This window comes from Winogradskyella sp. ABM4_392, assembly GCF_056160445.1.
Genome location: NZ_JBSWXE010000001.1, coordinates 694612 through 707801, shown reverse-complemented (window position 1 = coordinate 707801; position 13190 = coordinate 694612). Strand labels below are relative to the sequence as shown.

The window sequence follows — 13190 nt, the reverse complement described above, 5'->3', positions numbered from 1 at the left end:
AACACTTTTCATTCACTCATAAATCCAATGCCTACCAGGTAGGCATTGGATTAATAAAACATTATATGAAACAAATATTAAAAGTCTTAGCTTTTATTATATTTCTATCATTTGGCTCCACTGCTTTCTCTCAAGGTATAGTATCTGGAACTGTAATTGATGGTGAATTCAACGAGCCAATGGCCTTTGCTAATATTGTAGTTAAAGGCACCTCTAAAGGGATTACCACTGATTTTGATGGAAAATATGAGCTAGAGCTAGAAGAAGGTACCTACACATTAGTCTTTTCTTTTGTAGGGTACGCTACTAAAGAAATTTCTGATGTTGTCATTAAAAACGGAGAGGTATTAACCTTAGACGTGTTAATGGAAACTAATTCTTTTGATGAAGTTGTTATTACTACAACCACAAAAAGAAATACGGAAAGTGCCGTATTAAACCTACAGAAAAAGTCTGCAGTGGTGCTAGATGGTTTATCTTCACAAGCAATACAAAGTTCTGGAGCCAGCAATGTAGCTGCAGCTGTAAAAAGTGTTCCTGGTGTTTCTATCCAAGGTGATAAATATGTATTTGTTAGAGGTCTTGGTGATCGTTACACAAAATCTATCTTAAATGGTATCGATATTCCTGGTTTAGATCCAGATCGTAACACGATACAAATGGATTTATTTCCAACCAATATCTTAGACAATGTCATTGTATTAAAATCTGCATCTGCAGAATATCCTGCTGACTTTACAGGTGGTATTGTAGATATTGTCACTAAAGATTTCCCAAGCAAAGCTGAATATTCGGTTTCCTTTGGTGGAGGTTATAACCCAGACATGCACTTTAATGATGCATATTTAACCTCAGAAGGTAGTGATACTGATTGGTTAGGTTATGATGATGGTACTCGCAACGTGCCTATAAACAGATACCAATTTGAAGAAGGTGTATTAGGAAACGGGGTTAATACTGTTACATTAACAACCCTTACTGACCAGTTTGAAAAAGAATTAGCTGCCAAGCAAGAAACTAGTGGCATGAACTATGACTTTGGCTTTACTTTAGGAAATCAGTATGATATTGGAGATGATAAATTAGGTTATCAAGCATCATTCTCTTATAAAAATGAAACGACTTTTTATAAGAATAGATTTGATGGTGCTTACATAAAAAATCCACAAGATACTGCAGATAATGACTTAATTGCTGCCTTAGACTCTAGAGGTTCTGAAGGTATTAATAACGTGATTTTAAATGGTATGTTAGGTTTAGCTTATAAAACAGATAAATCTAAGTTTAAAGTAAATTTACTTCATGTTCAAAATGGTGAGTCAACTGCAGGTTTCTTTAATCAAGTAATCTCTCAAGATGGAACTGGTGGAGGATTAGAGCCTCTAACCAAAAACTCAATTACCTATACAGAGCGTTCTATCACTAACTTACTTCTTACTGGTAAACATAGGTTAAATAGTATGACAGATGATAAGCCATTTAACTTAGAATGGAAATTATCGCCTACTTTTTCTAAGGTAATGGACAAAAACCATAGAATAACACCTTTTCAGCAAGCTGATAATGGTAATTCTTTCTTAAGTCCTTCTGCATCTACCTTACCTATTCAGTTGTGGAGACATTTACTGGAAGAATCATGGGCTGGTAAAGCGGACTTTGACAAAACTGTAGAAATGTTTGGTCGACCTGCCAAAATTAAATTTGGTGGTGCTTTTACATATAAATTCAGAGATTTTAGTATTGATGATTTTACCTTTAACATCAGAGGAGACCAATCTTTTATAGCCAATGGTGATGCAGATAACCTTTTAGCTACAGAAAACATCTGGACACCAGAAACTGATGCAGGTACTTTTGTTGTCTTTACAGATAACTTTAATCCAAGAGATGCTTACGAAGGTGAGCAACAAATTGGAGCCACATATTTTTCTACTGAATTTAATATCACTGAAAAATTAAAATCTGTAGTTGGTCTGAGAACAGAATTCTTCAACTCATTCTATACTGGTGAAGATGCCGACAACGTATTTAACAGAGAATTAATTTTAGATGAATTCGACCTTTTTCCTTCTGCAAACTTTATCTATGCAGTTAATGATAAGTCTAATTTAAGAGCCTCTTACTCTCGTACTACAGCCAGACCTTCTTTTAAAGAAGCTTCTGTAGCACAGATATTTGACCCAATTACAAGTAGGTTATTTATAGGTGATTTGAACTTAGTACCAACATATATCAATAACTTTGACATACGATATGAATACTTTGGTGAGCAAGGTCAAATGTTTGCAGTTAGTGGTTTTTACAAAGACTTTACAGACGTAATTGAGCAAACATTCTTCGTATCTGCTCCAACTCAGCTTACTGTTGGTAACTTAGGTGATGCCGTTGTTTATGGTGCAGAGTTTGAAGCAAGACAACGTTTAGGCTTTATTTCAGAAGGTTTAAACAACCTAAAAGTAACAGCAAATTTCTCTATAATTAAATCTGAATTAACCATGTCTGATGACGAATTTGATGGCAGAGTTGCCTCAGCTAGAGATGGCGAGTCAATTGACAGAAAGAGAGACATGCAAGGGCAAGCACCTTACTTAGTAAATGTTGGTTTAAATTACGACAATAGCGATATTGGTCTACAAACAGGATTGTTTTACAACGTACAAGGTGAAACTTTAGAAGTTGTGGGTATTAGAGAAGTCCCAGATGTGTATACACAACCTTTTAATAGTTTAAACTTTACTTTAAACAAATCATTTGGAGAAAATAAAAGATCTTCAATAGACATTAAAGTAACTAACATACTTAATGACGAAAGATTAAGTGAATACGAATCTTTTGGTACAAGTAATCAAATTTTTTCATTGAGAGAACCAGGAACTGAAATATCGTTAGGGTACACGTTTAAGTTCTAGTTCTTGCACTAACATTAAGTTATATTAAATAAAAAAGGCGCTCTAGATTTAGAGCGCCTTTTTTTATAACATACCGACAATATTAATTGTTAATGGCAACTTTTGTTTTGTTATCCCATTGGTTAACACTCACAATTTTAGAATCAATAAAATCAACTTCTTTTAAAGATTCTCCTTGCCAGAAAAACCATTTTCCAACTTTCTTACCATCTTCATAATTTCCTAATGCTACTTTATTACCTTCTGCATCATAACTTCTCCATTCACCATGAACTTTGCCATCAGCATTAAACGTACCTGTTTGACTTATTTCTCCATTATCATGATAATACGTAACGTAAGTTAAGTCGCCTTTCTTTTCTAACTTTGGCTCTTTACTGTCTTGTGCATAAGAAAATGCTACACTTAACATCATAAGAACGATTACTAAATTTCTCATATTCATTTGGGCTTTAATTAATAATTACATCACAAACATAACATTAATTTTACATTTAAACAACTTTTACATAACATTAAATTAACATTAAGTGTATAATGTTCTGTTTTTCAATATTTTATGACATTTAAAATAATTAACATTAGATAACATTGAATTAAGCTCCCGTATTTACTGTGATACCAATTCTTTATTTTTTTAAACATCAACTCATATCATAACATTTTGGTAACATAACGTTGAAATTAAAAGAAGAAATTTGCGTACAATTATAGTTACTCTTTTAAATGGAAAACCTTTATATCTATATGCTAGCTGCATTAGCATTCTTAGCTGTTGCAGACTTAGTTGTTGGTGTAAGTAATGATGCTGTAAATTTTTTAAATTCTGCTATTGGCTCTAAAGCCGTTTCTTTTAAAACCATAATGATTGTAGCAAGTGTTGGCGTTGCTGTTGGTGCACTTACATCAAGTGGTATGATGGAGGTAGCGAGAAAAGGCATTTTTAATCCTGGGGAATTTATGTTTAACGAAATCATGGTCATTTTTATGGCTGTGATGCTTACAGATATTCTCCTATTAGACTTCTTTAATACACTAGGCCTGCCAACCTCAACTACGGTTTCTATTGTATTTGAATTATTAGGTGCTTCGGTCGCTGTTGCACTTATTAAGATTTACGCTGATAATTCTCAATCTATAATAGATTTAGGCAACTATATAAATAACGAAAAAGCTATTGAAATTATTCTTGGCATACTATTGTCTGTTGTTGTTGCTTTTACGGTAGGTGCCATCATTCAATATGTATCGCGATTATTATTATCATTCAAATTTGAAGAAAAACCAGATTGGTACAGTGCTATTTTTAGTGGTTTTGCAGTAACCTCTATCATGTATTTCATCATCGTAAAAGGTTTAAAAAATGCATCTTTTATGCCTCCTTCGGCTCAAGAGTTCTTAAGCACCAATCCTTTTACTTTTATAGGTATGAGTTTCTTAGTATTTACCATAATGTCAATTCTGGCTATAAAGCTATTTAATGCCAAAATTTATACTATTATTATCATAGTAGGAACCTTTGCATTAGCTGTTGCCTTTGCAGGAAATGATTTGGTTAACTTTATAGGTGTGCCTATTGCAGGTTACGATTCTTTTCAAAAATGGTATGAAGCTTTTCAAACAACAGGTGTTTTGCCTTCAGAATTTAGCATGGAAGGTCTTGCAGGCAAAGTACCAACAAATTCGTACCTTTTACTTATTGCTGGTCTTATTATGGTGCTAACCTTATGGTTTTCTAGCAAAGCTAAAGCTGTAGTAAAAACTTCAGTTGATTTATCTAGACAAGATGAAGTTAAAGAACGTTTTGAACCAAATTACTTATCTAGAAACATTGTAAGGCTTAGTATCGGTCTTAATGACAGCATAAATAAAATTCTTCCTGCTTCTTACCAAAAGTGGTCTGAAAAACAATTTATAAAACCTAGAGTTGTAGTAAAAGAACAAGATAAACCTGCATTTGATTTGGTTAGAGCTGCTGTAAATTTAATGGTAGCATCTGTACTTATTTCTATTGCTACTTCTATGAAATTACCGCTTTCTACAACCTATGTTACCTTTATGGTAGCCATGGGAACCTCATTAGCTGACAGAGCTTGGGGAAGCGAAAGTGCCGTATATAGAGTTGCAGGTGTGCTTAATGTTATTGGTGGTTGGTTCTTTACTGCTTTTAGTGCGTTTGTAGCTGCAGCTATAATGGCTTTTATTTTGTATCATGGAGGTGGTTATGCCTTAGCAGGATTATTAGTATTAGCAATCGTTTTATTAGTAAGAAGTTATTTAGCTCATCGCAAAAGCTCTAAAATAATGCGCGAAGAAGATCAGCTAGAAAAAGCTGAAAGCAGCTCTACACAAGGTGTTATACATGAGAGTGCTTCTAACATTGCTAATGTTGTAAAACGCGGAAACAGAATATACACATCTGCTATAAACGGTCTTGCTGTTCAGGATTTAAAACTTTTAAAGAAAAACAGAAGACAAATAGATAAACTTTCAACAGAAATTGATGATCTAAAGGATAATATCTTCTACTTTATTAGAAATCTAGACGAACCAAGCGTAGCTGCTAGTAATTTTTACATTAATATACTTGGGCATTTGCAGGATATGACTCAATCCTTAGATTATATTTCCAAAGCAAGCCATAAACACATTAATAATAACCATAAAAAGTTAAAGTTTAGTCAGGTTAAAGAGCTTAAAGATTTAGACAGTAAACTCGAAACATTATTTGCAACAACGCAATCTGCATTTGAGTCTAGATCTTTTGAACAAATTGGTGCTGTCTTAGAAGATAAAAACGAAGTGTTTGACTTGGTTAAGGACAAAATACAAAAACAAGTAGAGCGTACAAGAAACGAAGAGTCAAGTCCTAAAAACACCACACTTTACTTTAGTTTATTATTAGAGACTAAAGATCTTTTAACTGCTATGATGAACTTGCTTGAAGAATACTACCATTCTCATGATAGCTCAGTTGAGCCTGCAAAGTTAAGTGCAGACCAAGAAGAGTAAATTAGACTTTATAAAATTTAAGAAGCCTTAGATTCTCTGAGGCTTTTTTTATGACTAATTCTGAAAATTTTGTGCATTTAAACATCCAAAAAATGTATTTGGTCGTATATCTAGATGTACTACATAAACTAATTTAAAATAAAATCATGAAAAAAATTTCAATGCTTTTAGTAGCAACAATCTTGTTAAGTTCTTGTGTTTCCAAAAAGAAATACATGGCTTTAGAACAAGAAAATGGTGAGATTAAGAGTCAACTAACCAAAACCCAAGTAGAAAAAGAGGATTTAGAGAATAAATTCGCTAAAATTCAAGAACGAGTAGACCGATACAATGAAAAAATAAATTCGTTAAGTAGTGATGTAGAAGGTCTTAAGATTGAAAACGACATTAAACTCGATGTTAACAAAGATGGTACAGTTATGTCTAATGAAAGTAAGCGAAAAATGCTTGCCACATTAGAAAACGTGGATCCTACAAAATTAGCTGAAGCAAAAACTTTAAAAGATTCTATGAATTTAGCCATTCAGTACAATCTTGAAAAAACGATGAACAGTTCAGACTTAAATGAAGATGAAGACATTGCTGTAAACATTAACGAAACTGTTGTTATGATTTCAATTTCAGACAAGATGTTATTTAATTCTGGAAGTTATAGAATAAGCAGTAAAGCAAACAACATTTTACAAAAACTGGCAGATGTTATTAATTCTGAAGAAAGTATAGATGTAATGGTTGAGGGCCATACAGATTCTAGAGGTATTAACACAGAAAAAATACAAGACAACTGGGATTTAAGTGTATTAAGAGCAACTTCTGTGGTAAGAAAACTACAGCACAAGTACAATGTAGACCCAGCAAAATTAATAGCGTCTGGTCGTAGTAGCTACCAACCTTTAGTAGATAATAATACTAGAGAAAACCGATCTAAAAATCGTAGAACACGTATTATTCTAATGCCTAATATCGATAAGTTCTTTGCTTTAATGGAAGCAAATTAATTAATCCATTATTTTTATAGAGGTGAAAAAAAGCACTCTCCCGTATAGTTCGGCATTGAGTGCTTTTGCTTTTATAACCTAGGATAGGTGAAAATTATTCTGGTAATTTCCCTAATTGTTCAAGTCCAAGTTCTGTTTCTTTTTTACTATCAAATTCACGAACATCTACTACGTAAGTTTTAGAAATAGAATCATGCCAGCCTTTACCATCCTCTCCTAAAAAAGAAAATTGCTCAAACGGAATAAATCTACATAATGTTCTCACTAAAACAGACTCAAAATTTGGTTCTAATCCGTCATGCGTAACAACTTTTGTTTTTGTAATAAATTTGCCTATTGTTCTACCTTTAGTAAAAACTTCAAATGGAATGTAATACATTAACCATAATAATAAGCCAAATGTATATTCTAAAATTACATTATTATCTAGTAAATCTAAGAAGGCATAGCTGCCAACTAATTCTGAAATAACGCCTATAATTACACCAACCACAAAGGATAAAATGATTATAGCGATATAGTCTATAATAAAATTTGCAAAGCGCATACCTTTAGTAGCTAAAAGCTCGGAAGACACATGGGTTCTGTTTTGATACATAGTTTGATGGTTTAGTTATAGACCAAATATAAACTTCTTCAATTAATCCCAAGAATCAATCTTATGTTTTTAATTGATATATTTTGTAATTTACCCATAAACAACTTTTGTTATGAGATTTCTATTTTTTATCCTTGCTTTTATATCCTCACTTACATCTTTTGCCCAAAACCTTGAGGCTAATCAAATTTTAGAAAAAAGTATCCAATACCATGATCCTGAAGGTAATTGGTCAACCTTAAAAGCTCAGTTTACCGTAGAAATGACAACACCAAAAGCTTCTATACGTACTAGTACAATACGCATAGATTTACCAAAGGAACACTTTAGCGTAAAAGCAACAAGAGATACAACCACAACAATTTACACCATTTCTAAAGGAAAGTGCTATTTGGGATTAAACGGAAAAGACATGGATAGTATCTCTGCCAACGCAAACAATATGTCTTGCGAAAAAGCTGAGCTTTATAAAAACTATTACACTTATTTGTATGGCTTGCCAATGAAGTTGAAAGATCCTGGTACAAATCTTAACAAAACAGTTGAAAAGAAAAGCTTTAAAGGCAAAGACTATTTAGTATTAAAAGTTACCTATGACGAAGCTGTTGGTAGTGATGTTTGGTATTTTTATTTTAACCCTGAAACTTATGCCTTGGAAGTTTATCAGTTTTATAAAACCGATGACCATGGCAAGGTAAAACCAGATTCTGGCGAATATATTTTACTCTCTGAAGAAATGTTGGTAAATGGTATTAAAATGCCTAAAGTACGAGGTTGGTATTATAATAAAGACGATAAATATTTAGGCACAGATACTTTAATAGAAAAGTAAAAACTATTTAAAATTTTTATCCGCTACTTTTTCTAACTCAGCGTACCAATCTTCGCCAAATTTTCTAATCAAGGCTTCTTTTACAAACTTGTAAATTGGCACTTGCAATTCTTTGCCAAGTGTACAAGCGTCATCACAAATCTCCCATTTTTCGTAATTCACTGCAGAAAATTCAGAATAGTCCTTTACTCTAATTGGATAAAGATGGCAAGACACAGGTTTTTTCCAAGATATTTCACCTTGGTTATAGGCTTCCTCTATACCACATAAAGCAGTGTTTTTATCATCAAAAATAACATAAGCACATTCTGCGCCATTAATAAGTGGAGTTTCTAATTCTCCATAAGACGTTTTTACCCACGCACCTTGTGCATCAAGAACTTCAACACCTTCTTTGCGTAAAAAAGGTCTTACTTTTGGGTAGATATCATCTAAAATCTTTGTTTCTTCTTCATCTAAAGGAGCACCAGCATCTCCATCTACACAACAAGCACCCTTGCATGCCGAGAGATTGCACACAAAATCCTTTTCTATAATATCTTCTGAAACTATTGTTTTTCCTAGCTGAAACATGAAACAAAAATAAATAAACTTTACCGTTATTTAATATTGTTAATCCACAATAAAATAAGACCTTTGCGCCAAATTTTAAAAACGAAAGCTATGCAGTTAGAGTTTAAACAAATATTTACTGCTTTTATGGTTTTATTTGCTGTAATAGATATAGTAGGAAACATTCCTATCATCATCGATTTGCGCAAAAAAGTAGGTCATATACAGAGTGAAAAAGCATCATTAATTGCTGGTGTAATTATGATTGTTTTTCTATTTGTAGGTAAAAGTCTATTGAATCTTATCGGTATAGATGTTAATTCATTTGCTGTAGCTGGTGCCTTTGTCATTTTCTTTATTGCATTAGAAATGATATTGGGTATAACGCTTTATAAAGATGACGAAAGTAGTGCAATGACGGCTTCTGTTTTTCCATTGGCATTTCCTCTTATTGCAGGACCAGGAAGCTTAACAACCTTATTATCACTTCGTGCAGAATTTGAAATTGAAAATATCATCGTTGCTGTAATCTGCAATGTCATTGTAATCTATGTAGTTCTTAAAACATCAGCTAAAATCGAAAAGCTAATAGGTAAAAATGGAATTAACATAATTAGAAAAGTTTTTGGTGTAATTTTGTTAGCAATAGCGGTAAAATTATTTGCTCATAATATTAAAATGCTATTAGCCTAAACACTTTTAAGATGAAGATTTTTATCTGGATACTAACCATTATTGCATTAGCACTTATAATTTTTAATGCAACAAAACTGAATTTTGATGCATTACTAACAGGCGAAAGCCAAACAGCTATTATTACAATTTTTGCCGCGCTTTGCGCTATTATATTATTACAAATCCTTAGAATTTCTAAGAAAATTGAAGCTTTAAGCAAAAAAAGAAAATGAGTTTTGATGTACTAATCATTGGTGCTGGTGCAGCTGGTTTATCTTGTGCTTTAGTCTTAGGCTCTGCAAAAGAAAAGCCTTTTGCAAAAGACAAAAAGATTGGTATAATAGCACATCAAAAAAATTCACATCTCCAAACTGCATTATTTAATAACGTTCTTGGTCTAAAACCTGGAACTTTAGGAGAAGGTATTTTAAATGACGGCATTCAACAGCTTGCAGATTTATATCCACACGTTATCCAAATAGATAGTGAGAAAGTAACACAAATAGATCAGAGTTTTGAAGATTTTAAAGTTACTACCAATAAAGGCGAATACCTCTCTAAAATAGTGGTTATTGCTGTTGGTTATACTAATCTATTCACAATAAGAGGTTTAGAAAATTATATTGAACCGCATCCAAGAGCTGCTATAGAAAAAGATAGAATCTGGCTAAAAAACACAGATCATTTAATAGAAAACAACTTATATGTGGCTGGTACATTAGCTGGATGGCGAAGTCAGTTTGCTATTGCCTCTGGCAGTGGTGCTCATGTAGCTACAGATATTCTTACACTTTGGAATGATGGTAAACACACCAAGGTACACGATAAAGTTATTGTTTAAAACTTGGGTATTCGTTACTGAGAAGAATTACTTCTTGCACCATGATGTCTTCTTTATTAAGTACTTCTTCAAAAGAATTATCATCAAACAATTGACGTGCTAAGGTTGCCTTTATAAGACGTCTTATTTCATCATTATAGGCAACAAAGGTAATGTTGGTGCCTTCCTTACGATTTACGTAATCCTGAAAGCGAACAACGATATCATCACTCACCTCATAATTATTTATAAAATCGTATTTGGTAACATCTTGATATACACTTCTGTCTTTATCTAGTTCTTCAAAAACAAAGTATCCAAAATGACCTCGACGTCTTAGATAGTTAATCGTTTCGTTATCAAAAGAACGGTCTACAGGCACAAAAACATCTGGTATAATGCCTCCACCTCCATATACTACTTTTCCCTTTGGTGTTGTGAATTTTAATGAGTCGTCAACTTCAATATTTTCTTCGTCTGCTAATTCACCTGTACGAAGACGTTTATAATAATCATTATAATAAGAGTTATTGTCTCCATTAGTATATGGCCTCTGAATAGAACGACCTGTTGGAGTATAATATCTAGAAACGGTTAAACGCACAGCACTACCATCTCCTAGAGCCATTTCGCGCTGCACCAAGCCTTTACCATAAGATCGTCTCCCAACTATAATACCTTTATCATTGTCTTGCAATGCACCTGCAATAACTTCACTTGCAGAAGCTGAATTTTCATTAATAAGAATATAAATTTCACCATCCTCAAAATCGCCTCTTCTTGTGGCATAAGTTCGTTCTTCTCTTCCTTTTTTGTCTCTGGTGAAGAGTATAAGCTTATCGTCTTCTAAAAACTCATCTGCAATTTGTTCTGCTATACCTAGAAAACCTCCTGGATTATCCCTCAAATCTAGCGCCAATTTTGTAGCACCTTGATCTTGCAAATCTTCTAAAGCTGTCTTAAACTCATTAAAACTCGTTTCCGCAAAACGATTCATCTTTATATAACCCAACTCATCGGTTAACATATATGCAGCATCTACACTTTTAATTGGAATAGATTTGCGTTTAATCTCGAATTCTAAAATTTCATCCTCACTTTTTCGATACACAGTGAGCTTCACTTTAGTATTCTTATCTCCTTTTAATTTTTTTGAAATGTAGTCGTTAGTGATATTTCTACCGTAAATGGTATCTCCATCGGCTAGAAGAATACGATCACCACTCATTATTCCTGCGCTTTCACTCGGTCCATCTTCTGTTGGTTTTATTACTGCTATTGTATCCTTGTATGGATAGTAGTTGATACCAATACCAACAAAATCACCTTTCATGTTTTCAGTGATGCGCTCTAAATCTTCTTTTGGTATATATGTTGAATGCGGATCTAAATTATCTAAAATTCCATTAACAGTAACGTCTACAATACTGTCGGTATTTACCTCATCTACATATTCGTAATCTATGTAATCTATTAGGCGATTGAGTTTGTCCTTTTTACTATTTGTTGTAAAAAGGTTATCAGACGTATCCGTGAAGTTTAACTTTCCGCCAATGACAACACCTGCAGCAATAGCTACACCAATAATAAGTGGTATGTATTTATTTTTTGTTGCCATACTATTTTTTCCAATTGGAAATCTTAGCTTAAATCTTCTATTAACTCTAACTCTATTCCTGCCTTTTTCAAAAATTCTATACCAGAATCATCTTTATAAGATTGAGAATAGACTACCCTTACAATACCTGCTTGGTGTATTAACTTACTACACTCCTTACATGGAGATAATGTTATATATAAGGTTGCTCCTTTACAAGATTGTGTTGACGAGGCTACCTTTAAAATAGCATTAGCCTCTGCATGAAGCACATACCATTTTGTATAGCCTTCATCATCTTCACAATAATTCTCAAAACCTGTTGGTGTACCATTATAACCATCTGAAATAATCATTCGGTCTTTTACGATGAGTGCACCAACTTGTTTACGCTTGCAATGCGAAAGTTTCCCCCATTCTTGAGCAATACGCAAATAAGCTTTATCGTAACGTAATTGTTTTTTATTTGACATTAAGTGTTTTAAACAATGTATTTAACGAATATAATAGGATAGAATTGTATAAACAATTACGCTGTCGTTAAAGTTTTACAAAACTTTAGTGTTTTCCAAACAACTTACTTAGCAACTCGCTTTCTATAATCATAGGAATTACTAAACCAATAACGATTGCTGAAAGTACCATAATCCAATCACGACGTGAAAATCTAAATATCGTCTGGAAAAGAAATCCAAGGAATAAAACTACAAACACAATAATAACCTGGGCAATTTCAATACCTAAGGCAAATTCTATAAGAAGTTCTATTTTGTTTTGAGACTGACCAGCAAACATTTTGAACTCTCTGGCAAAGCCTAAACCGTGAATTAAACCAAAAAATAATGTAGCAAAAAACAACAAGCCTATTTTTTTACCTTTATCTTTTTTACCTGCCGTAAAGACGTTATAAACTGCCGCAATTAAAATGGTGATAGGTATTAAGAACTCAACTAACCCGCCATCTACTGAAACAACACCATAAGCAGCTAACACTAATGATAAGGTATGTCCTAAGGTAAACATAGAAACAAGTAGTAAAACACGTTTCCAATCTTTAAAAACATAAGGCACTGCAAGTACCATTAAAAAAAGAACATGGTCGTAGCCATTGATATCTAAGACGTGGTTAATGCCATACTGTACATTGAACCAAAAATTTTCTAACATAGCTTAAATTTAATTAATTTGGGATAGCCA

At 33.0% G+C, this 13190-nt stretch carries 13 protein-coding genes; 7 read left to right on the top strand and 6 right to left on the bottom strand.

Annotation, left to right across the window (positions count from 1 at the left end):
- Positions 1–65 precede the first annotated feature (65 nt).
- Positions 66–2909, top strand: coding sequence for a TonB-dependent receptor (locus ACXAFS_RS03030; RefSeq protein ID WP_475305215.1), 2844 nt, complete (start codon positions 66–68; stop codon positions 2907–2909).
- Between the two features lie 82 nt (positions 2910–2991).
- Here the strand turns inward: ACXAFS_RS03030 and ACXAFS_RS03025 are convergent, their stop codons facing one another.
- Positions 2992–3348: a toxin-antitoxin system YwqK family antitoxin gene (locus ACXAFS_RS03025; RefSeq protein ID WP_475305214.1), complete on the bottom strand. Its 357-nt coding sequence runs from the start codon at positions 3346–3348 to the stop codon at positions 2992–2994.
- 287 nt (positions 3349–3635) lie between these two features.
- On the opposite strand from ACXAFS_RS03025, the gene ACXAFS_RS03020 reads away from it, so the two are divergent.
- Both ACXAFS_RS03020 and ACXAFS_RS03015 read left to right on the top strand, forming a co-directional pair.
- Positions 3636–5921 (top strand): inorganic phosphate transporter, encoded by a 2286-nt coding sequence (locus tag ACXAFS_RS03020; RefSeq protein WP_475305212.1) that lies wholly within the window; start codon positions 3636–3638, stop codon positions 5919–5921.
- A 146-nt stretch (positions 5922–6067) separates the two neighbouring features.
- Positions 6068–6919 carry an OmpA/MotB family protein gene (locus tag ACXAFS_RS03015; RefSeq protein WP_475305211.1) on the top strand — a complete coding sequence of 284 codons (852 nt, stop codon included), beginning with the start codon at positions 6068–6070 and terminating at the stop codon, positions 6917–6919.
- A gap of 94 nt (positions 6920–7013) precedes the next feature.
- Here the strand turns inward: ACXAFS_RS03015 and ACXAFS_RS03010 are convergent, their stop codons facing one another.
- A complete protein-coding gene (locus ACXAFS_RS03010) occupies positions 7014–7517 on the bottom strand; it encodes an RDD family protein (RefSeq protein WP_475305210.1) in 504 nt (167 codons plus the stop codon).
- Between the two features lie 112 nt (positions 7518–7629).
- Here ACXAFS_RS03010 and ACXAFS_RS03005 point away from each other — a divergent pair, with 112 nt between their 5' ends.
- Positions 7630–8349 (top strand): DUF6503 family protein, encoded by a 720-nt coding sequence (locus tag ACXAFS_RS03005; protein WP_475305208.1) that lies wholly within the window; start codon positions 7630–7632, stop codon positions 8347–8349.
- Positions 8350–8352: 3 nt separating this feature from the next.
- Here ACXAFS_RS03005 and ACXAFS_RS03000 read toward each other — a convergent pair whose 3' ends face one another.
- A complete protein-coding gene (locus ACXAFS_RS03000) occupies positions 8353–8922 on the bottom strand; it encodes a DUF3109 family protein (protein WP_475305207.1) in 570 nt (189 codons plus the stop codon).
- A gap of 90 nt (positions 8923–9012) precedes the next feature.
- Between ACXAFS_RS03000 and ACXAFS_RS02995 the strand changes: the two genes are divergently transcribed.
- Genes ACXAFS_RS02995 through ACXAFS_RS02985 form a run of 3 tightly spaced genes read left to right on the top strand, consistent with a single transcriptional unit; the run spans position 9013 to position 10417 of the window.
- Complete coding sequence (locus tag ACXAFS_RS02995; protein ID WP_475305206.1) at positions 9013–9594, top strand: MarC family protein; 582 nt, start codon at positions 9013–9015, stop codon at positions 9592–9594.
- An 11-nt stretch (positions 9595–9605) separates the two neighbouring features.
- A complete protein-coding gene (locus ACXAFS_RS02990; RefSeq protein ID WP_475305205.1) occupies positions 9606–9809 on the top strand; it encodes a hypothetical protein in 204 nt (67 codons plus the stop codon).
- The gene (locus tag ACXAFS_RS02985; protein WP_475305204.1) at positions 9806–10417 is read left to right on the top strand and encodes an FAD-dependent oxidoreductase; all 612 of its coding nucleotides are present in this window, start codon (positions 9806–9808) and stop codon (positions 10415–10417) included. Before ACXAFS_RS02990 ends, ACXAFS_RS02985 begins: the two co-directional genes overlap by 4 nt.
- On the opposite strand, the gene ACXAFS_RS02980 is transcribed toward ACXAFS_RS02985, so the two are convergent.
- The 3 genes from ACXAFS_RS02980 to ACXAFS_RS02970 all read right to left on the bottom strand — a co-directional run bounded on the left by ACXAFS_RS02980 (position 10407) and on the right by ACXAFS_RS02970 (position 13160).
- Entirely contained in the window at positions 10407–12014 is a 1608-nt protein-coding gene (locus ACXAFS_RS02980; protein WP_475305202.1) for a S41 family peptidase, read from the bottom strand. The two genes, ACXAFS_RS02985 and ACXAFS_RS02980, sit on opposite strands and share 11 nt — an antisense overlap.
- A 23-nt stretch (positions 12015–12037) precedes the next feature.
- Positions 12038–12466, bottom strand: coding sequence for a deoxycytidylate deaminase (locus ACXAFS_RS02975; protein WP_475305201.1), 429 nt, complete (start codon positions 12464–12466; stop codon positions 12038–12040).
- Between the two features lie 85 nt (positions 12467–12551).
- Positions 12552–13160, bottom strand: a complete 609-nt coding sequence (locus ACXAFS_RS02970) for a HupE/UreJ family protein (RefSeq protein WP_475305200.1) — start codon at positions 13158–13160, stop codon at positions 12552–12554.
- Positions 13161–13190: the final 30 nt, after the last annotated feature.

What these genes read in the sequence shown, in the direction of transcription:
- ACXAFS_RS03030 (WP_475305215.1), top strand. Translation starts at nt 66, where the DNA reads ATGAAACAAATATTAAAAGTCTTAGCTTTTATTATATTTCTATCATTT.
- ACXAFS_RS03025 (WP_475305214.1), bottom strand. Translation starts at nt 3,348, where the DNA reads ATGAGAAATTTAGTAATCGTTCTTATGATGTTAAGTGTAGCATTTTCT.
- ACXAFS_RS03020 (WP_475305212.1), top strand. Translation starts at nt 3,636, where the DNA reads ATGGAAAACCTTTATATCTATATGCTAGCTGCATTAGCATTCTTAGCT.
- ACXAFS_RS03015 (WP_475305211.1), top strand. Translation starts at nt 6,068, where the DNA reads ATGAAAAAAATTTCAATGCTTTTAGTAGCAACAATCTTGTTAAGTTCT.
- ACXAFS_RS03010 (WP_475305210.1), bottom strand. Translation starts at nt 7,517, where the DNA reads ATGTATCAAAACAGAACCCATGTGTCTTCCGAGCTTTTAGCTACTAAA.
- ACXAFS_RS03005 (WP_475305208.1), top strand. Translation starts at nt 7,630, where the DNA reads ATGAGATTTCTATTTTTTATCCTTGCTTTTATATCCTCACTTACATCT.
- ACXAFS_RS03000 (WP_475305207.1), bottom strand. Translation starts at nt 8,922, where the DNA reads ATGTTTCAGCTAGGAAAAACAATAGTTTCAGAAGATATTATAGAAAAG.
- ACXAFS_RS02995 (WP_475305206.1), top strand. Translation starts at nt 9,013, where the DNA reads ATGCAGTTAGAGTTTAAACAAATATTTACTGCTTTTATGGTTTTATTT.
- ACXAFS_RS02990 (WP_475305205.1), top strand. Translation starts at nt 9,606, where the DNA reads ATGAAGATTTTTATCTGGATACTAACCATTATTGCATTAGCACTTATA.
- ACXAFS_RS02985 (WP_475305204.1), top strand. Translation starts at nt 9,806, where the DNA reads ATGAGTTTTGATGTACTAATCATTGGTGCTGGTGCAGCTGGTTTATCT.
- ACXAFS_RS02980 (WP_475305202.1), bottom strand. Translation starts at nt 12,014, where the DNA reads ATGGCAACAAAAAATAAATACATACCACTTATTATTGGTGTAGCTATT.
- ACXAFS_RS02975 (WP_475305201.1), bottom strand. Translation starts at nt 12,466, where the DNA reads ATGTCAAATAAAAAACAATTACGTTACGATAAAGCTTATTTGCGTATT.
- ACXAFS_RS02970 (WP_475305200.1), bottom strand. Translation starts at nt 13,160, where the DNA reads ATGTTAGAAAATTTTTGGTTCAATGTACAGTATGGCATTAACCACGTC.